25 protein-coding genes and 1 pseudogene are annotated in these 26,373 nt (G+C 65.8%); 14 read left to right on the top strand and 12 right to left on the bottom strand.

The annotated features are described in order from the left end of the window. The first annotated feature begins 100 nt into the window (after positions 1-100). Entirely contained in the window at positions 101-1,120 is a 1,020-nt protein-coding gene (locus ACZ54P_RS32000) for a GlxA family transcriptional regulator (protein ID WP_465465322.1), read from the top strand. On the opposite strand, the gene ACZ54P_RS31995 is transcribed toward ACZ54P_RS32000, so the two are convergent. Further along, positions 1,066-1,347, bottom strand: coding sequence for an Atu4866 domain-containing protein (locus ACZ54P_RS31995; protein ID WP_465465321.1), 282 nt, complete (start codon positions 1,345-1,347; stop codon positions 1,066-1,068). The two genes, ACZ54P_RS32000 and ACZ54P_RS31995, sit on opposite strands and share 55 nt — an antisense overlap. Before the next feature lie 100 nt (positions 1,348-1,447). Here ACZ54P_RS31995 and ACZ54P_RS31990 point away from each other — a divergent pair, with 100 nt between their 5' ends. Continuing rightward, positions 1,448-2,290: a helix-turn-helix transcriptional regulator gene (locus ACZ54P_RS31990; protein ID WP_465465320.1), complete on the top strand. Its 843-nt coding sequence runs from the start codon at positions 1,448-1,450 to the stop codon at positions 2,288-2,290. A gap of 87 nt (positions 2,291-2,377) precedes the next feature. Here ACZ54P_RS31990 and ACZ54P_RS31985 read toward each other — a convergent pair whose 3' ends face one another. Further along, positions 2,378-3,937: an alpha/beta fold hydrolase gene (locus ACZ54P_RS31985; protein ID WP_465465319.1), complete on the bottom strand. Its 1,560-nt coding sequence runs from the start codon at positions 3,935-3,937 to the stop codon at positions 2,378-2,380. A gap of 155 nt (positions 3,938-4,092) precedes the next feature. On the opposite strand from ACZ54P_RS31985, the gene ACZ54P_RS31980 reads away from it, so the two are divergent. Continuing rightward, complete coding sequence (locus ACZ54P_RS31980; RefSeq protein ID WP_465465318.1) at positions 4,093-4,491, top strand: peptidase inhibitor family I36 protein; 399 nt, start codon at positions 4,093-4,095, stop codon at positions 4,489-4,491. Positions 4,492-4,614: 123 nt separating this feature from the next. Here ACZ54P_RS31980 and ACZ54P_RS31975 read toward each other — a convergent pair whose 3' ends face one another. The 4 genes from ACZ54P_RS31975 to ACZ54P_RS31960 form a co-directional block, all read right to left on the bottom strand. Further along, positions 4,615-5,151, bottom strand: coding sequence for a sensor histidine kinase (locus ACZ54P_RS31975; RefSeq protein ID WP_465465317.1), 537 nt, complete (start codon positions 5,149-5,151; stop codon positions 4,615-4,617). Positions 5,152-6,300: 1,149 nt separating this feature from the next. After that, complete coding sequence (locus ACZ54P_RS31970; RefSeq protein ID WP_465465316.1) at positions 6,301-6,474, bottom strand: hypothetical protein; 174 nt, start codon at positions 6,472-6,474, stop codon at positions 6,301-6,303. 18 nt (positions 6,475-6,492) lie between these two features. After that, entirely contained in the window at positions 6,493-6,726 is a 234-nt protein-coding gene (locus ACZ54P_RS31965; RefSeq protein ID WP_465465315.1) for a pyridoxamine 5'-phosphate oxidase family protein, read from the bottom strand. Positions 6,727-8,318: 1,592 nt separating this feature from the next. Further along, on the bottom strand, positions 8,319-8,495 hold the full coding sequence (locus ACZ54P_RS31960) for a hypothetical protein (RefSeq protein WP_465465314.1): 177 nt from the start codon (positions 8,493-8,495) through the stop codon (positions 8,319-8,321). 74 nt (positions 8,496-8,569) lie between these two features. On the opposite strand from ACZ54P_RS31960, the gene ACZ54P_RS31955 reads away from it, so the two are divergent. Then, positions 8,570-9,064, top strand: coding sequence for a hypothetical protein (locus ACZ54P_RS31955; RefSeq protein WP_465465313.1), 495 nt, complete (start codon positions 8,570-8,572; stop codon positions 9,062-9,064). Between the two features lie 114 nt (positions 9,065-9,178). Then, positions 9,179-9,661 (top strand): hypothetical protein, encoded by a 483-nt coding sequence (locus tag ACZ54P_RS31950; protein WP_465465312.1) that lies wholly within the window; start codon positions 9,179-9,181, stop codon positions 9,659-9,661. Between the two features lie 527 nt (positions 9,662-10,188). Here the strand turns inward: ACZ54P_RS31950 and ACZ54P_RS31945 are convergent. Both ACZ54P_RS31945 and ACZ54P_RS31940 read right to left on the bottom strand, forming a co-directional pair. Continuing rightward, positions 10,189-11,460, bottom strand: a complete 1,272-nt coding sequence (locus ACZ54P_RS31945) for a PP2C family protein-serine/threonine phosphatase (RefSeq protein ID WP_465465311.1) — start codon at positions 11,458-11,460, stop codon at positions 10,189-10,191. Beyond that, positions 11,460-12,263: an alpha/beta fold hydrolase gene (locus tag ACZ54P_RS31940; protein ID WP_465465310.1), complete on the bottom strand. Its 804-nt coding sequence runs from the start codon at positions 12,261-12,263 to the stop codon at positions 11,460-11,462. The genes ACZ54P_RS31945 and ACZ54P_RS31940 overlap by 1 nt, the downstream gene beginning before the upstream one ends. A 368-nt stretch (positions 12,264-12,631) precedes the next feature. Between ACZ54P_RS31940 and ACZ54P_RS31935 the strand changes: the two genes are divergently transcribed. Next, on the top strand, positions 12,632-12,796 hold the full coding sequence (locus ACZ54P_RS31935) for a hypothetical protein (protein WP_465465309.1): 165 nt from the start codon (positions 12,632-12,634) through the stop codon (positions 12,794-12,796). Positions 12,797-12,835: 39 nt separating this feature from the next. Here ACZ54P_RS31935 and ACZ54P_RS31930 read toward each other — a convergent pair whose 3' ends face one another. Continuing rightward, positions 12,836-13,000, bottom strand: a complete 165-nt coding sequence (locus tag ACZ54P_RS31930; protein WP_465465308.1) for a hypothetical protein — start codon at positions 12,998-13,000, stop codon at positions 12,836-12,838. 483 nt (positions 13,001-13,483) lie between these two features. On the opposite strand from ACZ54P_RS31930, the gene ACZ54P_RS31925 reads away from it, so the two are divergent. Genes ACZ54P_RS31925 through ACZ54P_RS31910 form a run of 4 tightly spaced genes read left to right on the top strand, consistent with a single transcriptional unit; the run spans position 13,484 to position 16,618 of the window. After that, complete coding sequence (locus tag ACZ54P_RS31925; protein ID WP_465465307.1) at positions 13,484-14,020, top strand: EF-hand domain-containing protein; 537 nt, start codon at positions 13,484-13,486, stop codon at positions 14,018-14,020. 29 nt (positions 14,021-14,049) lie between these two features. Continuing rightward, on the top strand, positions 14,050-15,132 hold the full coding sequence (locus ACZ54P_RS31920) for an isocitrate/isopropylmalate family dehydrogenase (RefSeq protein ID WP_465465306.1): 1,083 nt from the start codon (positions 14,050-14,052) through the stop codon (positions 15,130-15,132). Beyond that, positions 15,129-15,761 (top strand): cysteine hydrolase family protein, encoded by a 633-nt coding sequence (locus ACZ54P_RS31915; RefSeq protein ID WP_465465305.1) that lies wholly within the window; start codon positions 15,129-15,131, stop codon positions 15,759-15,761. Before ACZ54P_RS31920 ends, ACZ54P_RS31915 begins: the two co-directional genes overlap by 4 nt. Beyond that, positions 15,737-16,618, top strand: coding sequence for an SAM-dependent methyltransferase (locus tag ACZ54P_RS31910; RefSeq protein WP_465465304.1), 882 nt, complete (start codon positions 15,737-15,739; stop codon positions 16,616-16,618). Before ACZ54P_RS31915 ends, ACZ54P_RS31910 begins: the two co-directional genes overlap by 25 nt. Positions 16,619-16,875: 257 nt before the next feature. Here the strand turns inward: ACZ54P_RS31910 and ACZ54P_RS31905 are convergent, their stop codons facing one another. Continuing rightward, positions 16,876-17,754: an SDR family oxidoreductase gene (locus tag ACZ54P_RS31905; protein ID WP_465465303.1), complete on the bottom strand. Its 879-nt coding sequence runs from the start codon at positions 17,752-17,754 to the stop codon at positions 16,876-16,878. 916 nt (positions 17,755-18,670) lie between these two features. On the opposite strand from ACZ54P_RS31905, the gene ACZ54P_RS31900 reads away from it, so the two are divergent. Continuing rightward, the gene (locus tag ACZ54P_RS31900) at positions 18,671-19,420 is read left to right on the top strand and encodes an alpha/beta fold hydrolase (protein WP_465465302.1); all 750 of its coding nucleotides are present in this window, start codon (positions 18,671-18,673) and stop codon (positions 19,418-19,420) included. Positions 19,421-20,043: 623 nt separating this feature from the next. On the opposite strand, the gene ACZ54P_RS31895 is transcribed toward ACZ54P_RS31900, so the two are convergent. Continuing rightward, the gene (locus ACZ54P_RS31895; RefSeq protein WP_465465301.1) at positions 20,044-20,958 is read right to left on the bottom strand and encodes an SDR family NAD(P)-dependent oxidoreductase; all 915 of its coding nucleotides are present in this window, start codon (positions 20,956-20,958) and stop codon (positions 20,044-20,046) included. A 286-nt stretch (positions 20,959-21,244) separates the two neighbouring features. Between ACZ54P_RS31895 and ACZ54P_RS31890 the strand changes: the two are divergent. Then, positions 21,245-21,374, top strand: a pseudogene (locus ACZ54P_RS31890) (transposase); the annotation flags it as partial. A gap of 293 nt (positions 21,375-21,667) precedes the next feature. Next, a complete protein-coding gene (locus tag ACZ54P_RS31885; RefSeq protein ID WP_465465300.1) occupies positions 21,668-22,144 on the top strand; it encodes a cupin domain-containing protein in 477 nt (158 codons plus the stop codon). Between the two features lie 780 nt (positions 22,145-22,924). On the opposite strand, the gene ACZ54P_RS31880 is transcribed toward ACZ54P_RS31885, so the two are convergent. Beyond that, the gene (locus ACZ54P_RS31880; protein WP_465465299.1) at positions 22,925-24,136 is read right to left on the bottom strand and encodes an MFS transporter; all 1,212 of its coding nucleotides are present in this window, start codon (positions 24,134-24,136) and stop codon (positions 22,925-22,927) included. A gap of 142 nt (positions 24,137-24,278) precedes the next feature. Here ACZ54P_RS31880 and ACZ54P_RS31875 point away from each other — a divergent pair, with 142 nt between their 5' ends. Beyond that, positions 24,279-26,309, top strand: coding sequence for an AfsR/SARP family transcriptional regulator (locus ACZ54P_RS31875; protein ID WP_465465298.1), 2,031 nt, complete (start codon positions 24,279-24,281; stop codon positions 26,307-26,309). Positions 26,310-26,373 lie beyond the last annotated feature (64 nt).

Below are 26,373 nucleotides of genomic sequence, written 5' to 3'. Positions count from 1 at the left end.
TCGGTACGGTTACCATCGTGACTGACCCGATCCGATATCGAGATATGGATTCGGGTCACGCATGGTCGAGATCGGCCGACATCCACGGGAAGAGAGATCGATGAGCGCTCCGAGGGTGGCGGTCCTGGCGTTCGAAGGGATCAGCCCGTTCCACCTCGCCGTGCCTTCGCTCGTGTGGGGGCCCGAATCCCCGGCGAGTGACCTGGAGCCGTGGCCGATCACGGTCGTCGCCGCGGAGCCGGGCCTGCTCGCCACGAGCGCCGGCTACGCGATCGACGTTCCCGCCGACCTCGGCGCGCTCGCGGAAGCCGACATCGTCGTCGTGCCGTGGTGGTCCGACCCGGAAGCCCCGACACCCTCGCCCGTGTCCGCCGCGCTGCGGACCGCGTACGAACGCGGAGCACTCGTCGTCGGGCTCTGTTTGGGGGTCTTCGCCATCGCGGACGCCGGGATCCTCGACGGTCGCGCGGCGACCACCCACTGGAAATGGGCCGAAACCTTCCGGAGGCGTTTTCCCTCGGTCGAACTGCGTCCGGAAGACCTGTATGTCGACGAGGACGACGTCGTGACCGGCGCGGGCGCGACCGCCGGGATCGACACCTGCCTTCATCTGCTCGCCCGCCGGGCCGGGCAGGACGCGGCCAACCGTGTCGCCCGGCGGATCGTCGCCGCGCCGCACCGTCCCGGCGGGCAGGCCCAGTTCATCGAGTTCCCCGTCCCCGCCCCCGACGAGGATCCGCTCACCCACGTGCTGAACTGGGCGCAATCCCATCTCGACGAGCGCCACAGCATCGACGGCCTCGCCGCCCGGGCCCATATGAGCAGGAGCACCTTCACCCGCTCGTTCCGCGCCCGCACCGGGACCACCGTCCACCACTGGCTTGTCGCCCAACGCCTCGCGAGGGCGCGGCACCTTCTCGAAACGACCGCGCTCGGCGTCGACGCCGTCGCCGCACAATCCGGTTTCGGCACGCCTGCCCGCCTTCGCGAGCACTTCGCCGCCGCACTGGGCACGACGCCGACCCGCTACCGGGTCGAGTTCTCCGGTCGCACCGGTGAGCAACGCTACTTTGCCGGCGAGGCGTTGCGGGCGTGCGGCGCGGCGGCGGACTCGCGATAAAGAACGAGATGCTCGTGGTAGAGCACGCCGTCGCGGATGTCGCCCGTCGCGGTGAACCCAGTGTCGTCCACATAGTCGAGATGGTTCCCGGTCACGGTGTATCGACCGGTATAGGCGCTGCGCCGTTCGCCGCGCGCCTCGTCGTAGCGCCCGTCGGCGCGCAGCTCCTGCCGGATATACCCGTCCGCGGTGACCCACATGCCGACCACTTCGATATCGCTCGTCATACCGACCAGCGTCGGCAAAGCGGACAAGCGATGGCAGGACGTGTGGTGGCTGGGTGTGCCGCACCCCCCACCCGGACGGACACCGACCTACCCTGGTGCCATGGGCAGTGGCGAACTGGGCGCGTTCCTGCGAGCGCGCCGCGCACAACGATCTCCCGAAGAAGCGGGTGTGCTCTGCGCCGGCCGGCGCAAGGTGGCCGGACTGCGCCGCGAAGAAGTCGCCGTGCTCGCCGGGGTGAACGCCGACTATTACACCCGCCTGGAACAGGGCCGCGAGACCCACCCGTCCCCACAAGTGCTCGACGCCCTCTGCCGCGCATTGGATCTCGGCCCCGACGCCCGCGAGCACCTGTACCGGCTGGCGGGCACCACACCGGACAACACGTCCACGCCGGTTCCCCAGACCGTGAGCCCCGAACTGCGGCAACTCATGGACGGCTACCCGCAGACCCCCGCCTTCGTGCTCAACCGCGTCTTGGAAGTACTGGCCGCCAACGCCCTCGCCGACGCGCTGTTCTCACCGTTCCGCGCGGTGGACAACCTCGCCCGCATGACCTTCCTCGACCCGGCAGGACGAGGGTTCTACGCGCGCTGGGACTGGACCGCGCAGGCCACCGTGGCGAACCTGCGGGTGGCCGCGGGCTTCGACCCCGACGACCCCGCCCTGCGGCACCTCGTGACCGAACTCGACGAAGGAAGCGCGCATTTCCGCACCGTGTGGGAATCCCACCAGGTGCGCGGCAAGACCCGCGAACCGAAACACCTCGTACACCCCGACGTCGGCCCGCTCACCCTCACCTACCAGGCCTTCGACGTACGCAGCGCCCCCGGCCAACAACTGATCATCTACCACGCCGAACCCGCTACCCCCAGCGCTCACGCCCTCGCACTGCTGAGCAGCCTCCACGCCGGCACACACCACGCGCGTACGGTCGCCACCTGATTCACGCGTTTTCCTCGGAAGCGCCACGTTCGAGAACGTCCGCGAGGCTGACCCGCCCCGGCGGGAACCGGGGCGGGCCAGCGGGTGTCATGAGTGCTGCGAAACGACGGCCGGACGCGCGGCCGCCGCGGTTCCCGCCGTGGGCACCGGCAGGGGGTGGGGCGCGATATCGAGGTCGCCGTTCGGGAGCAGGCCGTCGACGAGGTATTCCTTGCCGATCCGCTGGGCCTCCCCATTGACCATCGCCGGGTGGCTGCCGAACAAGCAGTGGGTACCCGCGCCACGTTCGGTCACCAGCACCGAACTCGGCAACTGCTTGTGCATCGCGACGGTGTTCGCGTACGGCGTCGCGGAGTCTCCTTCGACGCCGAAGAGCAGCATCGGCGGCAGTTTCCTCCCCGAAGGCACGATCCGCTGGTCATGCGCCGGCCAGTGGGCGCAGGCGGACGGGATCGACACGTTGTACCAAGCGAAATCGCTGGTCTCGGCCAGCTCGCCGAAGTCGCGTTCGATCTTGGTCCGGTCCGTCGGCGCGTCGGAGTCGACGCAGGCGATCGAGATCATTCCCGCGATGGAGCGCTCGCCCTGCGCGCCACCCGATGGAGTCGCCCAGTCCAGTACGGCACGATCGTCACCGCGCAGAACGTAGTCCGCCATCGCCTTCGCGAGGGGTTCCCAGTACAGCTCGTGGGAAAGGTTGGCGATGTAGACGTCCAGCAGTTCCACCGCGCCGACGTTCTTCGACGGCCCGCGCGGCGCCTTCCGGAAGTCGCCGAGCAGCTTCTTCCAGGCCGCGTTCACCTCGTCGTGGGTTTTGCCGAGGTGGAATACGTTGTCGTACTTGGCGATCCAGCTCAGGTAGGCATGTTCACGGGCGACTCCCGCGGTGACCTGCCCGGTCGAGTTGTGGTACCACATCTGCGGTTCCACCGGATTCATCGAGCTGTCGAGGACCATCCGGTCCACCCGGTCCGGATACCGCTCGGCATACGCGCTGCCGAGGTAGGTGCCGTAGGAATATCCCAGGTAGCTGATCTTCTCCTCGCCGAGCAGCGTGCGCACGCGGTCCATGTCCTGGATCACGTTGCGGCTGCCGGTGTGCTTCAGCTTCTCCCCGTTCTTCTCCGCGCACGAGCGGGCGAAGGCCTTCCAGCGCTCCCAGCTCTTGTCCCGCTCTTCGGGCCGGTCCGGGTCGGGCTGCAGCTGGCGCCAGTAGTCCTCGCCGACACAGCTGAGCGGCTGGCTGTGGCCGGTGCCACGGGAATCGAGGCCGACGATGTCGTAGGCCTCGAGCACTTCCTTCGGCAGCCGGGTGTACCCGGTCGCGTTCGGCAGTGACAGCTTTCCCGCCAGCATCACCGCGGAACCCGCCGGGCCGCCGGGATTGACGAACAGCACTCCGCGCCGTTTCGCCGGGTCGGTGCTGGCGTGTTTCGAGACGAGCACGTCCATCCGCGCGCCGAACGGCCGCGAATAGTCGAGCGGGACGTTGACCGTCGCGCACTTCAGTGCCGGGTAAACCTGGGCGACATCCGCCGGGCAAGCCCCGAAGTCGAGCTGCGAAGCGGCATACGCCGGTGTACTGACGGCCGCCGCAGTGCTCATGGTGAGCAGCGCGGTCAGGCCGATAGTGAGGAATTTCCTCATTCGAACCCCCAGTTCGATCGGACCCGGGGACTGTAGCGACAACACCGATAGCCCGTCCTGACATCCGCCAAGATTTCCCGCCGACGCAGTGCACTGAACGGCAGTTCGCCGGAAGCGACAGCGCGATGACAGAACGATCAGTCAGACTCCGCGACATGAACAGAACGAAGAGTCTCCTGGTCCTCGCCGGCGCGGCACTGGCCACCGGCACAGTGCTGACTCCGTCGGCTTCGGCCGCGCAGGCGGGCGACCCGTACAGGTGCCAGGCCGGCAACGTCTGCGTGTGGGAGCACACCAACTTCGACGGCGGCCTCGCGCAGTTCGATCTGGTGAAACTGAACTACCAGTACGAAATCTACGACAACGGCGTCAACGTCAACGACACGGCCAGCTCGATCCACAACCGCAGCAGCCACCCGATCAACTTCTACTGGAACTCCGGCGCGAACATCCGCGACAAATGCGTCACCGTCCAGCCGAACAGCACCATCAGCAACCTCGCCGCCTACGGCTGCGACAACACTCTCAGCTCCCACTACTCCGCGAACCTCTGAGCCCGACCACGTCTCTGTGACGGCGTGGCGCGACAGGCGAACCGCACCAAGCGGCATTTCGTCACCGCGCCCGCCGTCACGCTCATTCGAGACGCGGCCGGCCCCCGCCGGAATGAGCGGGTTTCAGCCCGGCTGCACGAGACCGTGACGGTAGGCCACGAGTTGTGCCCGGCCCTGTGCCCCGAGCTTGGCCAACGCGCGGCTGATGTGCGTCTTGGTGGTGGCCGGGCTGATGACCAGTTCCATATTCGGTTCGTTCTCGATCAGCACCCGGAAGCCGCCGCGCACCAGGGCCTGGTCATCGGCAAGGCGCACCGGACTTCGAATCCGCCTTCGGGTAGGGGGCCAGCGGTCAGTGATCCACCGAGCTTCTCCGCTCGGACCCGCCTGCCCTCGACGCCGTGCCCACCGACCGTAGTAACCCCTATCGCCGCGTTTCCCGTTGTCGCGCACGGTGATCTCCAATGTGTCGGCGTAGACCAGAACCACCCGGACCCTGGACGCGTCGGCGTGCCGTCGGACGTTGGTCAAGGACTTCTGGATGATGCGCAAGGCCGCCAGATCCACGGCAACCGGCATCGCCCGGTCCTCGCCGCGCACCACCAGTTCGACCTCGACCCCAGCGGTGTCGAGCAGTTCGTCGAGGCTGCGCCAGGCCACCGGTAGCCGTACGCAGATCCGGTGACCGCATCGCGCATGCTTCTGACGGGGTGGGTTTGAGGCATGCCACTCGCCAGCCGCGGCCAAAACCGGACGACACCCACAGGGCGGCGCGATTTCTCAAGCTGTCTCCTGGGAGTGCCGCCGCGGCTGAGAGACGCCAAGGCCGAGGCGATCATGCTCGCGGCGGGCCGGGAACCGCTGGAACGCTATCCCGGCAGGCACACGCCCTGGCGGTCCCGACGTATCCGCTGCGGCATCGAACGCAGCCCGACCCTGGGCAACGTGCTGGCCGCCCGGATCGGGTGCGGCGCGGCACCTTCCAAGAGGGTCGTCCGAACCGGAGGCTAACTTGGAGATCGACTGGCAGGCGCGTTCGCGCAGGTAAAAGGGAAATGAGACGGCCCGACCGGCTGTCCGTTCAACCGGCCGGGCCTAGGCCGCGCTCAACCGGTTGGACCAGGCGAGTCGACCATATGCCACTAATTCACCAACATAGCCCTCATTAAACCCATGTCGACTGCTCTAATTGGGTGTCGAGCCAAGGGCGCTTTCCTGATCCGCGTCGGCCTCGACTTCGACAAGCCTGGTCAAGGCGCGGATAGCTCGTTCGCCGAAGCGCAGCAAGTTCACCGATGATGTCATTCGACTGCCCGAGCGGTTCGCCATCGAGATGGCACTCGTGTACGGACTCCCACGGCAGAGTCTGCTCGAGGTCTTCACGGACCTGGACGAGCAGTGGCAACTCGGCTTGGCTGACATGGACCAGTTCAACGACCAAGACTCGGAGAAGCGCCTCACGAAGGCGCTGCACAAGCCCGGAGTGCACGCTCAGTACGTGTACTTGCTCGCCGGAACGGTGCCACCCACGGTCGCAATCCGATCCTTTGACCAGGGGGCGCCGCGGCGACCTCGTGTCCTTGCGCGACGAACCGGCCGCGAGCTGCTCGACCACGCCCGGACGCCGATGTGCCCGTGCCGGGTGTGCTTGCTGACCGCCTTCGACGACGCGCTGCTCGGCTACCAGGAGCGGGGCCGGATCGTCGAGTGCTGGCTGACGTCCGAGTGTCGGCGACCTGGAAGCCAACGGCGACGCGGTGGAAGTGACGCCGCTCCTCTCGGATCAAGGACAGCCGGGACGTGCTTTGGTCAGAATGAGCCCATGTCGGACGAGATCCAGTGCTCGGGGCGGAGGTAGATGGCCATATGCTCGCCGAGTTGGCTCAGCTCGAACTCCACGAAGCCGTCGACCTTGTCCGCGGGCAGATAGCGCGCGGCCATCTGCCTCGACAGCTCGCGGGTGCCCGGCTCGGTCCGGACCACCGGCCCCTCCACCGCTACCTAGCGAATGGTCGGCTCGGTCCGCTGAACCATCAGGCTGAACCGCCCGGCCGCCTCGATCGCGCGAGCCTTGCGCGAGCCGGGCGCGGTGTTCACCCACAGTTCGCCACCGGGCGTGTAGTGGTACCAGATCGGCACGACCAGTGGTGCGCGATCGGCACTCTCGATCACGGACAGCGCCCCGATTCGCGGCTCGGCCAGGAACTGCTCGCGTTCCTTCTTCGACAGCGACATCATCCGAGACTATCGAGATGACCGGAGGGCTGCAGCTCCAGCCCGATCAGCTCGTCAGCCGAACGAGGTGAGGTTGAGAACGACGGCTCCTCGGCAGTGGAGAGAAACACGGACCGCGAGGACGAGAAAAGCTAACCGTGCCTGCGCCCGTCATGCCCGGTAGGACCCAGGTCCGTCCGTGAAATCCGGGCACGGGCCCGGTGACTGGAAACGACAGGTTGCTGTCCTGGGGCTGGTGCCGGCCTGCGGAGCCGAGCGGTTGAACGCCGAAGGCGGTTTCGATCCGATGCGGACCGTAGGAACTCGCACGGCACAGCTCAGCGATTCGCCGCGCTATCCGAACTTCTGGTGGACCGGTGTCGGCCTACACGACGTGCTCTCACGTCACGTTCGATGTGCTCGCGGCTGTCGATCGTGCTCTCCGTCGTGTATGAGGCGAATCCGGGCCAATGCGGCAGATGTACCTGCGCGCCAGGATCGGCCCTGATGGGAGTGCCGATGGTGGTGCGGATCGTGCCGCGACTGACGTTGTGTTCACCGGTGAGCGTGGCTACGCCGTCTCCGCTGGGGTTCCGCTGCCGAAGTGGAGCCTGACACGGTCCGATACAGCCTGGCACTCGGATGGGGCGCAAGGCCAGTTGACTGCGCAGATGGTCGAAATCAGACACTTCGCGGCACGGACTGACCTTGCAGCGGGGGAGAGACTTGTAAACAGAAGGTCATGAGTTCGGGCCCGTTGGCGGCTCAAGACAAACTTGTCCTTTGAGAAGCCAATTTCCTTGGTGTCCTTGGGCTCCGTTTCGTCTCCGTTTCGCAGGCGAGCCGATTTCGGGTCGAGTCTGCCTGCCGCACGTGCTATGTCCTGGGCAGGATGAGCGACACGGTGCGCACACCTTCGCTAGTCAGATCCTGCTCAGTACCGCCCAGATCCGGCCCTGGTTCGACGCCTATTTTCGACGATCCGCTTCTGGTGGCAGCCCCGGGTCGATGCCACTGGCTTCCCAGGGTGCGGGGGGTTTTGTGTCGGTGCTTCCTGTGCGGCCGTGTGGCGATTATAACGCTTCAGCAGTGCTAATCAAGAATGTGCAACAAGAGGGCTGATGTGGTCGACTTTCATGGTGACGGCACACGGATTCACCTGCTCGGCAACGATCGAGACACTGAATGGGTAGCCGCCAGCTTCGATAATCGGTGAACGCGACTCTGTGAGACATCGCCGCACACCGGTTTGCCGCCCCCATGATGTGGCGAGGGTGCGATTCTCACTTTTCCACGGACAGCCGAATCAACTCGGCCCGGAATTCCAGCGAGGAAGACATGCCTACAACGGGCCAGCGGTTCGCAAGTCCCCCACCGAACGATCGTGGTCGCCGGCGTGCCCTTCGGCGGGGCACGGTCCTTGCCCTGATCGTGGCCGTCGAACTCGGCTATCCGGGAGCCGCGGTCGGTGTGGCGGGGGCCGCCGGGTTCGACCGGATCACGGTGACAGTGTCGATCGACGGCAGCACCGGAACCTGGGCCCACACCCACGCCACGGCCACGGCACCAGCGGCGACCGAGAACACGACGGCATACCCCGAACCTCTTCCGGATCAGCCGAGCACTCCGGCCACATCCGAGACGACACCGGCCACATCCGAGACGCCACCGGCCACACCCGAGACGACACCGGACACAACTACACCGCCTGGCACCACACCGGTCGGCGAACCACCCAGCCCGAGCGAGTCGGAACCGCTGACCCGGCCCTGACACACCGGGCCACCCACGCCGACCAGCGCACCCTGCCCTACCCATCCTGCGGCCTCCGGCCACGGTTTTCACCCCCAGAAGGAGAATCACCATGCGCATCACCAAGAAAGCCAAGCCCGTCATCGTCCTCGCCATCACCGGCACGCTCCTCGGCCTCAGCGGCTTCGCGATCGCCTCGTTCGTCCAGGACAGCACCGCGGGCGGCGTGGCCGGCTCGGCCGAGGCGATGTCCCCCGCCACCGTGACCGGCGCGCAAACCGGTGTCCTGCTGCCCGGGGAAAAGGGATACGTCACCTTGACGCTGTCCAACCCGAACGCCAACGTGAAGATCAAACTGGTGTCGGTCACCGCGGGCCAGGTCGTGATCGACACCGTCGCGAACGAGACCGACAAGCCCTACTGCCAAGGCCAACTCGAACTCTCCACCACAGGCGCGGACCCACTACAGCCGACCTTGGCCGTGAGCGAAGCCAACTTCCCCTACAAGCTCACCGACGCGGTGACACTCAAGCCCGACACCGACATCCGCTGCCAGGCCATGACCTACCACACCACCTGGGTCACCCAGTTCCAGGCCGTCCGCTAAGCACCAGCGCGACAATCACGAAGCCGATGGGCTCGTGATTGTCGCGCGGACCCGCACCCACTGGCCTCCGCCCACCCGGCCGGGAGGTTCCGGCTCCAGACAAGGAGAAAGTCCATGACCGGCACCAGGAGGGCCACCCCGGTACTTGTCGTCACCGCCGTGGGTCTCAGCGCCGCCATGCTCGCCGCGTTCGTTCAGAACACCACCGCGGCCGGAGTGACAGGCTCGCCGGAAGCCGTCACCCATGCCACGGTTCCCGGCACCCAGGTCGGTGTTCTGCTGCCGGGGGAGAAGACGTACATCACTTTGACTCTCACCAACCCGCACGCCAACGTGAAAGCAAAGCTGCAACCCGTCTCTGCCGGGGATGTCGTGATCGACACCGTCGCGAATCCCGCCGACAAGGCCTACTGCCACGACCAGATCGAACTGTCCACCGTCGGCGCGGCCCTCCACCGGCCCACGCTCGATCCGAACGAAACCGGCCACCACTACACGATGGTCGACGCCGTTACTCTCAAGGCAGACACCGACATTCGCTGCCGGGCCATGACCTATCACACCACTTGGATCGCCCGCTTCAAACCCGTGCACTGAGCCCTGCGGGACGGGAGAACGTTCGGTGCCACTCCCGATCATCGCAGGGCACCTGATCTCGGTGTCGGCGGTGAGGTCGGCAGCGAGCCGGTGACCGCCGCTGTGCGGGGAACCTGGCGGTGGAGCCGACAACGGTGGAGATGCCGACGATCCCGCTGGTCCAGCCGTGGTGGCCGGCCTCGTGTCCTGTCGTTCGGTGGCCGGGTGGGTGTGCGTGGTCAGGACTTCCGGACAAGTATGGCGGAGGGGTGGATTGTGTCTTTGGTGAGCTCTCGGGCGAAGGTGGAGAGTCGGCGTCGCTGGGTGTGGGCGTAGTGGCGTAGGTGGGCGAAGGCCTGGTCCCTGTCGAGGTTTCGTATGCGGCGGGGGCGCCCACCGCTGTGCCGCCCCGCTGGGAGAGGGCCGCTCGCAGCTCCAACGCGAGGACGACCGCGTGTCGACGACGGCGGCTTTCTCCGCCGACTTCTAGACGGTGACGGCCACGTGCTCCGATGGGGCAGGTCGTCATGCCGGTCTGGATCTGCGGGTCAGCTCGCGCGTGAACGATTTATTGGCTCAGTGGGGACGCCGAGAGCGAGCAGGGCCGCGTCGTCGCTGAGACCGTCACCGAAGCTGCTCAGCAGGTCGGTGAGGTCGGCGATGAGCACTTCCGGTGTTACGGGCGCCAGTCCGCCGGCGAGGGTGCAGAGGGCTTCCTCGCCGTAAAGGGCTCGGTCGCGGCCGGTGCGGGCTTCGGTGAGGCCGTCGGTGTAGAGCAGCATCGTGTCTCCCGGGCTGAGCACCGTCTCGGCGGCGGTGAAGACAGGGTTGGGCAGGAAGCCGATCAGCATCCCGCCCGGGGTGGGGAGATAGTCGGCCCCTCCGTCCGCGCGGGTGACGAGCGCCGGCGGGTGCCCACCCGCGGCGAGGCGGACCCGTATGGAGTCGCCTTCGGGATCCAGAGTGCCGAAGATCGTTGTGCAGAAACGGGTGTCACCGCCGGTGTATCGCTGGTACAGCACGGCGTTCAGTGTGGTCAGCGTGGCGACCGGGTCGGGGTTGTGCATCGCGGCGGTGCGCAGGGTGTAGCGAATCAGCGAGGTCACCGCCGCCGCCTCGGGTCCTTTGCCGCAGACGTCGCCGAGAAAGAACGCCCACCGGTCGCCCGCGAGCGGGAACAGGTCGTAGAAGTCGCCGCCCAACTGGTCGGGAGAGGCCGTGTGATAGTGGGCGGCGGACCGAAGGTTCGGTACCTGCGGCAGGTTTTCGGGCAGCAAGCTCTTCTGCAGGACCGCCAACGCCTGCTGCAATCGTGCCCGGTCGGCGTCCGCCTGCTTGCGCGCTTCTTCGGCGATCCGGCGTCCACGAAGGAGTTCCTGTTCGTAGGAACGACGTTCGCGTGCGTCGAAGATCGTGGTGCGGATCAGCAGTGGCTCGCCTCCGCTGCCGCGTTTCACCAATGAGGTCACCAGCACCGGCAACTGGTCGCGGGTGGCGGTGCGCAGTTCCAGTGCGATGCCCTTCGCTTCGCCGTGCAGATGCAGCAATGGTGCGAAATGTGTTTCGTGGTAGAGCTTCCCGCCGACGGTGAGCAGGTCGGAGAACCGAATCCGGCCGACGACCTCGTCGCGCCGGTAGCCCAGCCAATCCAGCAGCGTGCCGTTGATCTTCGCGATCGTGCCGTCCATGAGGGTGGACAGATACCCGCAAGGAGCGTTCTCGTAGAGCTCCTCGGCGCTGTCCTCCAGCAAGGCCGAGAAGGACACGTCCGTGCCCGCGTCGTCGGGCTGCTGTGGCGGGCACTGCCCGCGGGGGGACATCAACGGCGGTTTTCCAGGAATTCCAGGATGGCGCCGACCGTCGCTTCCGGTGCGCTCAGCTGCGGGCAGTGCCCGACCGCGTCGAGGGTGCGCAGCCGGCTGCCCGGGATCGACGCCTGCACGAAGGTACCGACCTCCGGCGGGGAGATCACGTCCTGGGTGCAGTCCAGGATCAGCGTGGGGACGTCCACTCCGGACAGATCGGCGCGCGAGTCGGAGAGAAAGGTCGTGCGGGCGAACACCCGGGCGATCGCCGGGTCCGTGGCGCAGAAGCTGGCGGTCAGCTCCTCGCCCAGTTCCGGCCGGTCGGGGTTGCCCATGATCACCGGTGCCATGGCCGAAGCCCAGCCGAGGTAGTTGGATTCCAGCGATTCCAAGAGTTCCTCGATGTCCTCGGCGCTGAACCCACCACGATAGTCCCCGTCGTCGATGTAGCGGGGCGACGGTACGAGCAGAACCAGCGACGCGAACCGTTCGCGCGCCGCCTTCGCCGCGAGCACGCCCACCATCGCGCTCACCGAATGCCCGACGAATGTGACCTCGCGCAGGTCGAGTTCCTCGCAGATGTCCAGCACATCGCGGGCGTAACCGTCCAGGGACGAATACCGTTGTTCGTCCCAGGCGGACCATTCCGAGCGCCCCGAACCGACGTAGTCGAACAACACCACGCGATGGCGCTCGGCCAGCACCGGCGCCACCAGGCGCCACATGTTCTGGTCACAGCCGAACCCGTGCGCCAGCATCACCACCGGCCCGTCCTCAGGCCCCGTGACGACGACGTTGTTCCTTCGCCTGACATCCATTCGCGCATCCTCGCATCCCGCTCCGCCGCAACGAAGGTAGCAACCCGCGAGCTGTGACGCCGTCTGGTCAGTCGAGTGGCTTCGCTCACTCATCGCTCCGCGATCGGTCCCGGCGGGCGACCGATCGCCGACGGCAGCGACGCGAACACCGTCCGCATGGCATGACGGTGCCGTGGAAGAGGTGGCCAGCTTTGTCGGCTGGTCTCGCCCTGAGCCTGATTGGGTTGGCCGAATATACATACCTGCATTCAGATTCATGTATGTATATTTGACCGTAGCGGAGATGTGGTCGGTGTGGTGGAGATCGCCCGCGCGGTTCGCGAGGGGGATGTGTCGGCCCGCTCAGGGGGAGTGGTGAGCTCGTTGATGTGCTGCGCGAGCGCGTCGATCTGGCCGAGCAGCTGGTCGACCTCGACTTCCAGGTCGAGGTGCCGGACGTGGATGCGGATTCCGGCGGTGGGGAGGACGTGGGTTGTGCCGTGGTGGGGGTCGTCGGCGCGCGTCGCCCGGACCGGTGTCCAGGCGGTATTTGAGTTCGCCGACGAAGCGGCAGTGGGCATCAACCGAGCGGCTCAAGCCCGGCTGGACATGCAGTACTCGCTTGTGGTGAAGGTGAAGTGCTGAGGAGTCAGCGCCCTGCCGACAATGCCGCTGCGCAGGGCGTGTTCGAGCGCCTCGATTCCGAGCCACGGCAGGGGGAAGGGGTCGTAGGCAAGGCCGAAATTGGAATAGGTCATCCAGTCCCACAGTTCGGGTGTGCGGCGACGGGGAGCCCGAGGCGACTGGCTTGGTCGACGACGATTTGCGGGTCATCCTCTGAACTGGGTTCGCCACATCGGCGGCGGGTTCGGGGTGATCTGCCCGCCGGAGGCCAGCAATGGCCTTGGGGTGGTGTGCTCGGGAGGCCACACCCCCGGATCCGTCGTCGACTCGAACAGGGTGACCGTGGGTGGCGGCTGGGGACTCGATCAGGACTTTAGTGCTGCCGGGGGATGAAAGCCTTCGCTACAAGCGAAGACCGAGAGTGGCTTTGGTGTCGGCCCCGCATATCGGTGAGGCTGACGCATCGTTCCTTCGGGCACTCCGATCGCGTTCTGTGGGAAACCATCCTTTACGGTGGTGGTCGGGATCTTCGTATATTCCCCCGGCTTGCCGCTGGCATAGTCACGATCGAGCATTTCGCCATTTCCCTTTCGAGCTGGATGAAGGATGGATCCTCAATGCAGACGGATGCCCTCGAACGTGTCACGCTCATCTTCACTCTGTTCGACCGCAACGGAAACGGGCGTCTCGAAGCCGAAGACTTCGAAATCATGGCGGCCAACGTCGTTGAGGCGGCACCCGAATCCAGCGCGGCGGCCAAGGATTCGATGCGGGTGGCCTTCCGGCAGTATTGGCGAACCTTGGCCGGGGAGCTGGACGCCGACCGCGACGGTGCGGTCACCTTCGACGAGTACACCGCCGTCGTTCTGTCACCGGAACGGTTCGATTCCACCGTCAGTGCTTTCGCCGAGTCGCTGGCGGCGCTGGGTGACCCGGACGGGGATGGTCTCATCGAGCGTCCCGTCTTCCGCTCGCTCATGACGGCGATCGGTTTCGAACGGCCCAACATCGAGGCGCTCTTCGATGCCTTCGGCCCGTCCGCCGAAGACCAGATCACCGTCTCGGCCTGGGTCACCGGGATCAAGGACTACTACAACCCCGCGAAGACGGGTATCCCCGGCGATCACCTGGTCAGCAGCACGCCCACGGCCTGAACCCGGCATCCGAGCAGAAAAGGAGCATGGTGGACCCCACCATCGGACTGGCCGTCGGCCGCGGCACCGGGCCGGAACTCGCGCACGTCTTCGAACGTGTCCTGGCCACCCTCGGGAAGGCCTCTTCGACGACCATCCGCATCGTGCGCTCGCCCAGGCTGTACCACTCGTACTTCTCCCTCAAGGCCGCGGGAAGCGGCTTCGCGGAGATCGACGCACTGACCCTGCAGGACGCCGATCACTACGAGCGATTCTGCCGCGCACAGGCACTCGCGGGCACCACCGCTATCTTCCGAACGGCGATCAACGCCCAGTCATTGTACCTGGTCCGCGAGCGTCTGCAGGCGGTGAAGATCGACCTCATCGAGGACAAGGACTCGTCGTTGCTGTTGGTGCGCGACGAAGCACAGGGCTTCTACACCGGGCAAAACAGCCATGATCCCGGCGTTGTCCAGCGCACCATGAAGTTCAGCAAGGAGATCACGGAGAAAGTGGTCGCCGCAGCCCTGGCACAGGCGCGGCGGCAGTGGCCTGGCGAACAGGTGGACCGGATCGTCATGGCCTACAAGTTCCACCTGCTCGACGGCGCTCTCGGGGACTGGGTCGAGGAGATCACGGCACGGCACGGCGTGGAGATCGCCCTTGCCCAGCCGGACACGGTCAACCGCAACCTCATCGAGCATGGGCTGCCCCGGCGCGCGGTCATCATCGGGGCCAACGAATGGGCCGACATCATGCACGTGGTCCTGCTGGACAGGCTGGGTTTCGAACGACAGGAAAGCCGCTACACCGAGAACATCCACCTGCGTTCCGACGTCGTCGGGCTGGTCGAGTACCAGACCGTCCACGGTTCCGCCGACGACCTGGAGGGTCTCGGCATCGTCAATCCCGTGGCGACGATCCGGGCCGCGGCGGCGATCGCGGAACGGCACGGCGGCTGCACGGGTGCGATCCAAAGTACGGAGGACGCTCTCGCATCCCTAGGACGCCGGGAGATCACGACTCCGGATCTCGGCGGGTCCCACTCGACCACGGAGGTGACGGAAGCTGTGGTGGACTTGCTGAGGCAACCCGGGCGGCCCGCCGACGCTCTCTCGGCAGTGGAAGGGTGACCGGGACGGCCTTGGTCGTCATGGACCTGCAGAACGACTTCTGCACCGGGCCGGTGGTGGCGGCCAGGTATGCGGGCGATCTATCCGCCGTGGACGCGGCGACGGCCGGTGCGGCGCGGGCGGTCGAGGTGGCGAGGGCTCGCGGCATCGAGGTCGTCTTCGTCCGGTTCCACGGTGACGTCGAGCATCAGGGTCCGAGCTGGCGGCACCGAGACCTGATGCGGGGCAAACGACCCAAATGCCGGAAGGGCACCTGGGGAGCAGAATTTCACCAGGTCTCGCCGTCGCCAGAGGAGCGCGTCTTCACCAAGAACGCTCGCTTCGACGCCTTTCTCACCAACGGTTTCGAAGAGCATTTCGTCCGCGGCGGTATCGGGCATCTGGTGTTCGCGGGCCTCTACACCGACGTCTGCGTGGACTCCACCGCACGGACGGCGTTCCAGCAGGGCTTTCACGTGACTGTGTTGACCGACTGCACCACGAGCCTCCACCTGCCCGACGACACGATCCTGCGATTCATGAACACCGTCTACGGCGCTCACCTGACCACCCTTGACGATCAGCAAGTGTGGTCACCGCCCGAAAGACAGGAGGATTGGCCGGTATGCAGCACGACTGCGGCGCGATAGCCCTGGGTGTCGGTCGGACCGCGCTCATGGTCGCCGCCGCCCGCGCGATCGAAACCCATCGGCCGGACTCACTCGCCCAGGACGGCTACGCGGAACATTTCGTACGTGCCGCCCCGACATGCGCAGACTGGCCGCTGCGCATAGAGCAAGTCCCGGACGGGGACACCGATCCACTGTGGGGGAGGCTCGGCCGGTATTTCGGTCTGCGAACCCGGGTCCTGGACGACTTCCTCCTCCGGTCGGCGCGGGCCGGACGATGTCAAGCCGTGCTGCTCGGCGCGGGCCTCGACTCGCGCGCCTTCCGGCTCGACTGGCCCGCGGGCTGTGTGCTGTTCGAGATCGACCGCGAGCCGGTGCTGGAATTCAAACAGGACGTCCTCGACAACCTGGGAGCCATAGCGAAAATCCGGCGCGTGGCGCTCGCAGACGACCTGCGCGGCGACTGGGCCGCCACCCTGATCGCCGCCGGATTCGACCCGGCGGTGCCGAGCGTCTGGCTGGCCGAAGGCGTGATGCTCTATCTGTCCAACGCCGCCGAGCGAAACCTCATCGACACCGTGGACAGCCTGAGCGCCGAAGGCAGTTCGCTGGCGTTCGAGGTCAAACTCGGCGTGGAAACCCCCGAAGTCCGGGCGAACGCCGTCTACACCTCGGCGAGACAGCAGATCGGGATCGACCTGCTCACCCTGTTCGCCCAGGAACCACGCCCCGACTCCACGAGAGACCTCGAGAGCCGGCGGTGGTCCACCCAAGTCAAGACGCCCTTCGATTTCACCCGCCAGTTCGGGCGCGGCCCCCAGCCCGAGCCGGACGACGCACTGGCGAGCAATAGGTGGGTCTTCGCGAGCAAGAGTTGACCAAAGCCGGGACGCGTGGCCACCTGAATCGCGCACCTGGTGGTGAAACACGATCCTCACGGCGAGCCGGTGCCGGTGCCGGTGGACACGGGAGCGGCTCACGCGACACTCGAGGCCCTCGGCGGGCGACCTCGGCTGTTCCGGCAGGAGGTGGTTGAGCAGTGCACCGGCGCCCGGGAGACGCCCTCAGAATGGCGCTGCTGCACTGCTTTAAACGAACCAGCCAGTCGCCCGGCGATGTCGGTGGCGGGCCGGGGTCAGCGGAAGTCTTCCACGTGATCACGCGTCCACTCGGCGAAGGTGCGGCCGGTTTCCCCTGTCGCCAGAGTGAAGCCGGGTAGTGGCTTCATGAGGTCCGAGTAGTCCTGGTCGGAGTAGTAGCCGTCGTCGCTGGAGCCCTCGCCGCCGTCGTAGTCGACGAACCCGAGTAGCAGGTCGGCACTCTCGGCGGCGGCGCCGCCCATCGCCTTGAGGGTGTCGCGGGCTTCCTCGCGCGTGACCTCCTCGTAGCGCACCTCCTCGCCGAGTGCATCGGCGATCGCCTGCACCTGGCCACGCACGGTGAGCTGCGCCGGGCCACTGAGGGTGTAGGTCTTGCCAACGTGCTTGTCCTCCAGCAACGCCGCCACGGCGACGGTCGCGATGTCCGCCTCGTGGATCGGAGCGGTACCGAGCTCGTCGCCGAACGGGTAGCGCACCGTCCGCGACTCTTTGATCATCGGGCCCCAGCTCGGCAGGATGTTCGTCATGAATTCGCCGGGTCGTACGTGGGTCCACTCGAGCCCGGACTCCTCGACCGCGCGCTCGACGCGGGCGTGGTGATCGGTGTCGAAGCCGAGCGTGACGGCCGCCCCGGACAGGACGACGACGCGCCGCACGCCCGCCTGCTTCGCGAGTTCGACGATCTTGGCGGCGGTCTCCGGTTGCGGGAACAGGAAGAGCTTCTCCACACCTTCGAACGCGGCAGCGACCGACGCCGGCTCGAGCAGGTCGCCCTGGCAGACCGTGACACCGTCGGGCAACGTGGCCTTCGCCGGGTCGCGGGTCAGCGCCCGCACCGACTCGCCCGCCTGCAGGAGCTGGTCGACGACGTGCCTGCCGACCAGACCCGTCGCACCGGTTACCAAGATCGTCATAGCGTTGCTCCTCGTCTTCGCGCTGGCGACAACACCGTAGAGCGAAATTGTTTGTGAGCTCTTCGTAGCTGAGCATGTGCGCGACTACGTCCGTGACGGACCATCCCGTGCACAGGGCAGAGATCCGCAGCTCACGTGATGATTTTAAAGTCATGGGGTCGTTGTCGGAATCGCGCCGGGGGCACTCGCAGGATGCACATTCGTTCCCACCTGCGCAGCTTTGTTGCGAAGCGGTGTCGCCGATGGAAGTGATCGAGTCCGGGTCGGCGGGCAGGGTGGCTGTGATGGTCGCTTGGTCGGTCTTGTAGTGGACTTCGATCGTGAGCTGTGTCAGGTCGAGCAGGCGGTAAAGCAGGTCTGCTGGGGCGTGGTGCAGGTTGGCCTTCAGATACGGCAAGGCGTCCAGCAGGTTCGCTTGGTCCAAGTTCGACGGGCCTTGAGCGTCCGCATCATCGGTGATTCGGCTCAACGCGTCGAGGAGTGTTGTGCGCTCGTTGAACACCTCGTTGCAGCGCTGTCTGAGGTCTTGGGTGAAGGGATCGTCGACACTCCAGCCGGGTCAGGTCGCCAGCCAGGAGTCGAACGTGCGGCGAACGCTAGAAGGCTGTTCGACCGGCACGTCGGCGGGTCGCTCTCGAGAAGGCGTGGTTCCGACCGGCCGTCCTCCGGGAGTGGCGGAGCCGATTCATTGCCCATAGCGACCGCGGACCCGAGATGATCGCCAGTACCCGGGATCAGGCGGCCGTGGAAGGAGCCGCCTCATGATCTTTCATTGGGCAGGAAGGTAACTGTCCTTCTCCCTGAAGATCGCTAGTATGAAGTCGTATGCCCGTTCGCGTCCTGATGGATGCGCGGGCGTCCAGACTCGTCGACGCGACCTCACTCGCCCTTGTCCTCACGATCCTCGGAGTTGCGGATGCCTGTCGTCTTCGTCCACGGAGTGCCCGAGACCGCGGCGATCTGGGAACCGCTGTGCGGTGAACTCGCCAGGACCGACGTCATCATGCTTTCACCACCCGGATTCGGTGCTGCGGTACCCGACGGTTTCGGCGCTACCTCGGACGAGTATCTCCGCTGGCTCATCGCCGAACTCGAGCTGATCGACGGGTCGATCGATCTGGTCGGGCACGACTGGGGCGGCAATCACGTGCAGCGTGTCGCCGCCACCCGGCCCGACCTCATCCGCTCCTGGTGCAACGACGTGGCCGGAGCCAGCGACCCGGCCTATGTTTGGCACGATCTTGCGCAGGTCTGGCAGACACCCGATGCGGGGGAAGTCGCGATTCAGCAGATGTTCGGCGCTCCGTTCGACGAACAGGTCGCGAACTTGGTCGCGCTCGGGATGACCACTGAAGCCGCGAAGGCAACGGCGGAGGCCGGCCCCGAGATGGGAAAATGCATTCTGGCTTTGTACCGCTCCGCGGTGGACCTCTCGGCCATCGATTGGGGCACCGGTCTCTCTGCGGAGGAACGCCGTCCAGGGCTCGTCATCAACGCTACGGAAGACCGGTTCGTCGGAGGGCCTGAGTTCGCGCACCGTGCGGCTGAGCGATTCGCCGCCACGGAAGCCGTATTGGACGGCCTTGGGCACTGGTGGATGATGCAGGACCCAACACGGGGCGCCGCTGTGCTGAACGCTTTCTATGCCGACCTGGACAACCGGTAGGTGTCGCGCCCGCCGTGCATGTCCGCAGGGATTTTGGCCGATCCCACTGCTCGCGGACGAGTTCCTGCTGTGGCTGTCGGGTCAGGACGCGAGAATGCGACGCAGAGCGAGCAGCTTTCCGACGTAGGCCTTCTGCGGGGTTTGATCTTCGCACCGACGTTGGATGTTGGCTGAGCTGCGCAAGACGACTGCGGTCATCGCCGGTGCGCCGAGTTGTCCGAACACGGTGTTCCCTGTGCCTCGGACAAGTAGTTCTCTGTCGTATTCGGTGCGTGGTCTGTCATGGAGCCGGTCGACGGCGGCCGCGCTGAACGGGCTCTCCGGCCGGCGCGATCAACGCGAACGCCAGGACGGTCCCGGTGAGACTCGGCATGTCGAGCGAAGTCGGCAGGGCTGACGCTTCGGAAACGCTCCTGAAATCCGGTTCCGGTGACGACCGATGCCTTACTAACCGGCACCATGAGTATCGCGTCGCCGATCAGGGTGCGGCGTCGGGGGAGACGTGGGCTGATTACGGAGAGCCTCCGCTGCCGGACTTGATCTTCGTCAATCAGGCCGTAACGACGTTCTCCGTCTCAACTCAAGTCGCCCACCGCTGAGAAACGCCAAGGGCCTCCGCCGCGTCAGGTGAGGAGGGTGAATCCCGGCGGCATGACCATAGGCCGCCCGGTGTTCAGCCCGCCGTCGACCAGGACGGAAGCACCTGTCAAATACGCGAAATCAGGTGATGCCAGCGCGAGCACGGCCGAGGCGATCTCCTTGGCCTCGCCCATCCTGGGTAAACCATGCACGTTGAGAGGGCCCCATGCCTGCTTGAATTTGGTCCACACGTCGTCTGGAATGCCCTGCGGACGGGCCAGGCCTGTGTCAGTCGTACCGGGATCGATTGACAGGACGCGAATACCTTTCGCCCCATAATCCAGGGCGGCCGCGCGCACCAGGCCTTGTACAGCACTCTTACTCGCGCTGTAAGCAGCGTTCCCCGGGCGGGTTTGCTGTGCCTGCGCGGACGCGGTGCAGACGATGACCCCGCCGCCGGCCTTCAGTAGGTGTGGCACCTCGTACTTGATTGAGAGGAACACTCCGCGCGCATTAGTGCGCTGCATGTTCTCCCACTCTTCGACTGACACTTCGTGCAATGGCTTGCCACGGTAGATCCCGGCGTTGTTGAATGCTATGTCGAGTTTGCCGTACCGATGGACGACGCCGTCGACGAACGCCTGTACCTGCTCGGGCACCCGGACATCCGCCTTCAAGTACATCGCCTCGCCGCCCGTTCGTCGGATCTCCCGCTCAACCTCTCGGCCGAGTTCTTCTCGTCTGCCGCAGAAGCCGACCTTGGCACCGGCTGACGCGAAGGCGAGGGCAGCGGCCCTGCCGATTCCGGACGTCCCGCCTGTGATCACCACGACCTTGCCGGCGAACCGTCCCTTGCCTCGCTGATCTTCCTGAGCCGCAGAAGTACCGGAGGCCAGCATGGTTATCCCGGCCGCCGCGGCACCGCCGAGAACGGCTCGTCGCCCCAATTCTTCGCTCACAGTCCCTCCAGATGTAATTGCTAATTCCAGCGAAAAGTAACGGATTCAAGCTGAGAGAATCTCAGTGAACGATAACGGGTCCAATTGGTCGTGGCTCACCATGCGAATTAAGCTCGCCTTCATTGTCTGATGTGTATCAGTGATGACTGAAGATGCATCGATACTGGCGGTCAGGTGGGTTCTGGCTCGGGGCCCGATCGTGACCGCGCGGGTATCCGTCGTACTCCGGATTCCCGATGAGCGGCTGCTGTGTCCGGGGGCGAATCAGCTACCTGCTCTCCTTCTGCCCGAGGCGATCGAGGCGACCTGGTCACAGACCACCGCGGGAGACCTGCACGGTCCACCTGATCCGCGCGGCGATGCGGTTCGTGTCCTACACCGACCGCAGGAAGATCGCCGCCGCGCTGAAACCGATAGCAAGGCTCATTGAAACCGGTTACTCCGCGACGGTGTGAGACTGGGGAATCGCCGGTGGCCGTTCCGGGTGCTGTAAGTGGCGGCCGCCATTCTCGCCGGACAGGCTCTGGTTGCGTTGGGCATAGGGTCTCGATAGCTGTGCGCCGCATGGCGATGTTGGTCATTCGTGGTCCTGCGGGATGATGACTCCTGTGGACAAGGGATCGCATCACGGGCTCCATACAGGCGGAATCTGTTGGCAGCGTGGCGTGGGCCGTGCATAGTGGGCGGGGTAGGCTCATCAGGAGGTGTCATGTCAGGCGAAGAGATCGTGCTCGGCCCGCTGCCGAAAGGGATCACTCCCGCGAACGAGGCCATGGGGTCGAGGGTATGGAACGTGTTCGGCCATACCTACACGATGAAGTCATCCAGTGAATCGAGTTTCGCGTTCGAGACGTTCGACCCTCCTGGGACCGGGGTGCCACCGCACGTGCATCCGCGGCAAGATGAGCACATCTACGTTCTGAGCGGACTCTTCACCCTCTACATCGACGGGAAGTGGGAGACAGCAGGTCCGGGTGACACCGTGCGGATGCCCAGAAACCTTCCGCATGCCTACTACAACCGCGGCGATGTGCCGACTCGAGCGTTGTTCTGGGTCAGCCCAGCCGGTCAGCTGGCTTCCTTGTTCGACAAGCTGGACAAGACCGAGTGCATGGAGGAGGGGTTGAGTGTGGCGAGCCAGTATGGTGTGGATTTCCTTTCGCCAGGGGCTGTCGAGGGCGTCTGACCCAGCAAACTTCTACCGCTCAACGGTATTTCGGGCGGCAATTCGGCTTGTCCTCATCTTGAATGAAAGGCGCCTTGGCGATAATCGAGAAGTGAGTGTCGCGCATTGGAGCAGCGGGAGTGCCGATGTTTGTCTTGCGGCAGGCTACCCGGAAAGAAGCAAACTGTGGAAAGCCGAAGCACACCCATCGACAGGGCAGCCGTCCTGCGCGCGCGATGTAGGGGCCACCCCGCTCTCGGCACATTGTTGACCGCCGGGACGGCCTCGGCCGCGCCGGGGCAGGCGCACGAACACCCGAACGTGAGCCTGATCCGCACCTGCTACCAAGCCTATGGTTCTGGAGAACTCAACGCGGGATCGAAGCGGGCAGCCCGGTGGAAAATCCCGATATCACGTGTACCGGTTGGGTCGGCCATGCGTACCCTCTGGATCGGCCTGACGCCGCACCGGCTCGGGTGTGGATCGATGTGCGGCCGGTTATGGATCCTCGATCAAGAGTCATGGCCGAATCGCGGCTGCTTCCTGTCATGGCGGCGAACGGCGTGTTGAATGGGTGCTTCCAAGCGGTTGTAACGTACTGGGGCGCCCGGGCGCTCCCGTCGGCAACTGTGTCGCGAGCCACCTAGGTGTAACCGTCTTATGAAAAGGCCTCATGTGATCGTGTGGAGCACTGGATTCATATTCGATCGTGTGTTTTCTGCTCGAACGGGTCAGCTTTCTCGTCATGAGCAGACGATGCGCTCGTCATCTTGTACGTATTCCCAATCTGGCTGGGTCGCGTCATTCCTTGGCGGCCACTCGGTGGCGAGTCACCGTGCGAGCCGGCGAGCGCCTGGAGGTCGCGAGATTCACCAGCAGCCCAACGATGCTGACCGAGGCGGCGGCGAGCCCCAGCCGGGCAGGGTCGAGGTGGTTCTGCAGCATGCCACCTAACGCCCCGCCGAGTGCGACACCGGCATAGATGGCCGAGCTGTTCAACCCGAGCAGCACCGCCGACGCGCTCGGTGCGTGTGCCACTAAGCGGCTCTGCTGAGGTACGACCGGAAAGGAGACGAACACGCCCCAGAGTAGCGCCCACGGCGTCGCGGTCTCCAGCGATCGGACAAGAAGGGGGCTCAATGCCAGCAGGACCGCCGCGGCTGTCAAGCCACCGGTCACGACCCGATGAGGCGGGTACCGATCGGCGAGTCGGCCGGAAAAGCCGTTCCCGATCATATTGCCCACACCCCAGGCCAGCAGAACCATCGTCAGCGACGTCGCGGATCCGCCGGTGGCAGCGCCAAGCGCCGGGCCGATGTAGGTGTAGAGCAGGTGGGTGCCCGCCAACGTCATCACCGTCACCCCGAGTACGGCGAACACCCACGGCTCACGTAGCGGTGCGAGCCGTGCCCGGAGACCGTCGACGGGCAGGGTGATCGGCGGTAGCGTGATGCCGATGCCGATGCTGATCGCCGCGACGACGCCGAGGCCCGCGACAGCCCACAACGTCAAACGCCAATCGTTGCCTCCTATCAACGTCCCGGCGGGCAGGCCGAAGGCGATCGCCGCCGTAAGCCCGCCCATGACGAGCGCCAATGCCCTGCCCCGGCGCTCCACCGGCGCGATTGCCGCTGCGGCGCTGAACGCGGCGGTGCCGATCAGGCCGGCACCGAGAGCGGTGACGATCCTGGCCGCGAGCACTACCGCGTAGCTCGAGCCGATCGCGGTGACGACATTGCCGGCAATGAAGATCGTGAGCGCCAGCAATAACGCATTGCGGCGGTCCATCGCGCTGGTCACCGCGCCAAGGACGGGAGCGGAGACGGCGAAGGCCAGTGCGAAGGCGGTGACCAGCTGTCCGGCCGCCGGTACGCCGACCTCGAGGTCGGCGGCGATTTGCGGAAGCAGCCCGGCGATGACGAAACCGTCCGTGCCCACGGCGAACAGGGCCACGGCCAGTGGGAGCAGCCGCCCCACCAGCGATCTGGGGCGCTCGGGTCGTTCTGTGTTCATGCCGTCACGGTCCACCGCGTCGCTTGCCGGTCGCTGTCCATCCGCTGTCCACGGATACGGTAGAGAGATGCGGTTCGGGGTGCTCGGCTCACTCGCGGTATGGCGATCGGATGGCGGCTCGGTCGCAATACGCGGAGCGGACGTGCGCGTCCTTCTCGCGGTTCTGCTGGCGCATGACGGTGGCTTTGTGGCTGTCGACGCGCTGATCGAGGCCCTGTGGCAGGATTCCCTACCTGCCCATCCCTCAAATGCGCTGCAGGTCCGGGTGTCCCGGCTCCGGCGTGCGTTGGAAGAGGCCGAATCCGGTGGACGAACACTCGTCGAGCACGGTAAGGCCGGTTACCGGCTGCTGCTCACCGAACCGTCCGATGCCGGCCGGTTCGATTCCTTACTGCGGCAGGCCAGACATGCGGACGATCCGTGGACGCGTAAGCGTGCCTTGACCGACGCCCTGAACTTGTGGCGTGGAGCGGCGTTCGCGGGCTTCGAGGACGAGGCGTTCGCTCGCCCAGCGGCTCGACGCCTGACCGAGGCGCGGTTCACCGCGGTCGAGGATCTAGCCGAGACGCGCCTGGAACTTGGTGAGCACGAAGCCGTGGTGACCGAGCTGGCCGAGTGGGTTCATCACGCCCCGGGACGGGAGCGGCTCAGGGCAGCGCAGATGCGTGCTCTGTACCGGTCGGGACGGCAAGGCGAGGCCCTTGCGGCCTATGACGTAGTGCGGCGCGCATTGGCTGAAGAACAAGGTCTCGACCCAGGCCCTGTCTTGGTCGCGCTGCATCGCGCGATCCTGACGAGGGACTCGGAGATCGACATCCCACCCTCCCCGGTGCGGACGAACCTGCCCGCACCGGTCACCGAACTCGTCGGTCGCGACGATGCGGTCGCGGACATTCTCAAGGTGCTATCCGGACGGCGGTTGGTCACCCTCGCCGGGCCTGGTGGTGTCGGCAAGACACGGCTGGCCCTCGAAGTCGCGCACCACCGATCCTGGGCCGATGTCACCCCCGATGGCGTATGGCTGGTGGAACTCGCGAGCGTCCGGTCAGGTGAGACGCTGGCCGAAGCCGTGATGGCGGTGCTCGACATCCACGAGGACACACCCGTCAGCCAAATCGACCGTCTCGCCGGTTACGTCCGCGGAAAACGGATGCTCCTTTTCTTGGACAACTGTGAACATGTGGCCGACCAGGCGACGGAACTGGTATGGAGGTTGCTGACCGCGGCCCCAGGGCTACGGATCCTGGCCACGAGCCGGGAACCACTGGGAATAGCAGGGGAGATGCTGCGACCGGTACCACCCCTGGATCCACCTGCCGCCAGAGCGAACCTGGAGGACGTCCGGTCGTCGAGCGCGGTCCGTCTTTTCTGCGCCCGGGCCGTGGATGCGGACCCCTTGTTCGTTATGGACAATTCGAACTTCGGTGCGGTCGCGGAGCTCGTACGGGGTTTGGACGGCCTGCCACTGGCCTTGGAACTGGCGGCGGCCAAGGTGCGGTCACTCGGCGTGAGGCACCTCGCCGATCGGTTCACCGATCGGTTCCGTCTGCTGACCAGGGGGAACCACGGCGGCCCTGCCCGGCAGCGGACTCTGCCGGCTTTGCTGGACTGGAGCTGGGAGCTGCTGACCGAGCCGGAGCGGATCGTGTTGCGACGGGTGTCCATTCTGGACAGCGGCACACTGAAAACCATCGAGTCGGTCTGCGGCGAAGGCGTGGACGATGTGCCCGTTGTCGTGGCACGGCTCGTCGACCGATCGATGATGTCTGTCACCCTGGACCGCCGCTACTACCTTCTGCAAACGGTCCGCACATACGCCCTTGCCAAGCTCGTCGATGCTGGTGAGGCCGACAAGGTGCGCGACCGGCATACGTTGCATTGCGTCTTACTGGCCGAAACGCGGGCTACTGCGGAGGGAATGTGGGCGGAACTGGACAGGGAAATGGGTGACTTCCAAGGTGCGTTCGATCACGCGGACGGGCGCGGCCACGCCGAGATGGCGTTGCGACTGGTCGACGCCCTCGGTCCGTATCTGCTCGAACGCGGAAGGCTCCAACAGGCCGTCCGCTGGGCCGACCGGGCACTGGGAATCCCCGGGCAGGCTCGACCTGAGCTGCGGAATCGGGTCGCGTCCTTTGCGCAGGCACTCACTATGAATGCCAACGGACCGTGAGACCGGAGGCTTTCCACCCTCTTTCTCACGGCGATCTTCCTGCGGAGGGGTCCCGAAGAAGCCG

This window comes from Amycolatopsis sp. NPDC034160, assembly GCF_055575355.1.
Note: the sequence above shows the minus strand (reverse complement) of the source record. Positions and strands in the feature narration are given on the sequence as shown.

Excerpts from the sequence above, each read along its gene's own strand:
- ACZ54P_RS32000 (WP_465465322.1), top strand. The coding sequence starts at position 101 with ATGAGCGCTCCGAGGGTGGCGGTCCTGGCGTTCGAAGGGATCAGCCCG.
- ACZ54P_RS31995 (WP_465465321.1), bottom strand. The coding sequence starts at position 1,347 with ATGACGAGCGATATCGAAGTGGTCGGCATGTGGGTCACCGCGGACGGG.
- ACZ54P_RS31990 (WP_465465320.1), top strand. The coding sequence starts at position 1,448 with ATGGGCAGTGGCGAACTGGGCGCGTTCCTGCGAGCGCGCCGCGCACAA.
- ACZ54P_RS31985 (WP_465465319.1), bottom strand. The coding sequence starts at position 3,937 with ATGAGGAAATTCCTCACTATCGGCCTGACCGCGCTGCTCACCATGAGC.
- ACZ54P_RS31980 (WP_465465318.1), top strand. The coding sequence starts at position 4,093 with ATGAACAGAACGAAGAGTCTCCTGGTCCTCGCCGGCGCGGCACTGGCC.
- ACZ54P_RS31965 (WP_465465315.1), bottom strand. The coding sequence starts at position 6,726 with ATGTCGCTGTCGAAGAAGGAACGCGAGCAGTTCCTGGCCGAGCCGCGA.
- ACZ54P_RS31955 (WP_465465313.1), top strand. The coding sequence starts at position 8,570 with ATGCGCATCACCAAGAAAGCCAAGCCCGTCATCGTCCTCGCCATCACC.
- ACZ54P_RS31950 (WP_465465312.1), top strand. The coding sequence starts at position 9,179 with ATGACCGGCACCAGGAGGGCCACCCCGGTACTTGTCGTCACCGCCGTG.
- ACZ54P_RS31945 (WP_465465311.1), bottom strand. The coding sequence starts at position 11,460 with ATGTCCCCCCGCGGGCAGTGCCCGCCACAGCAGCCCGACGACGCGGGC.
- ACZ54P_RS31940 (WP_465465310.1), bottom strand. The coding sequence starts at position 12,263 with ATGGATGTCAGGCGAAGGAACAACGTCGTCGTCACGGGGCCTGAGGAC.
- ACZ54P_RS31930 (WP_465465308.1), bottom strand. The coding sequence starts at position 13,000 with ATGACCTATTCCAATTTCGGCCTTGCCTACGACCCCTTCCCCCTGCCG.
- ACZ54P_RS31925 (WP_465465307.1), top strand. The coding sequence starts at position 13,484 with ATGCAGACGGATGCCCTCGAACGTGTCACGCTCATCTTCACTCTGTTC.
- ACZ54P_RS31910 (WP_465465304.1), top strand. The coding sequence starts at position 15,737 with ATGCAGCACGACTGCGGCGCGATAGCCCTGGGTGTCGGTCGGACCGCG.
- ACZ54P_RS31905 (WP_465465303.1), bottom strand. The coding sequence starts at position 17,754 with ATGACGATCTTGGTAACCGGTGCGACGGGTCTGGTCGGCAGGCACGTC.
- ACZ54P_RS31900 (WP_465465302.1), top strand. The coding sequence starts at position 18,671 with ATGCCTGTCGTCTTCGTCCACGGAGTGCCCGAGACCGCGGCGATCTGG.
- ACZ54P_RS31885 (WP_465465300.1), top strand. The coding sequence starts at position 21,668 with ATGTCAGGCGAAGAGATCGTGCTCGGCCCGCTGCCGAAAGGGATCACT.
- ACZ54P_RS31880 (WP_465465299.1), bottom strand. The coding sequence starts at position 24,136 with ATGAACACAGAACGACCCGAGCGCCCCAGATCGCTGGTGGGGCGGCTG.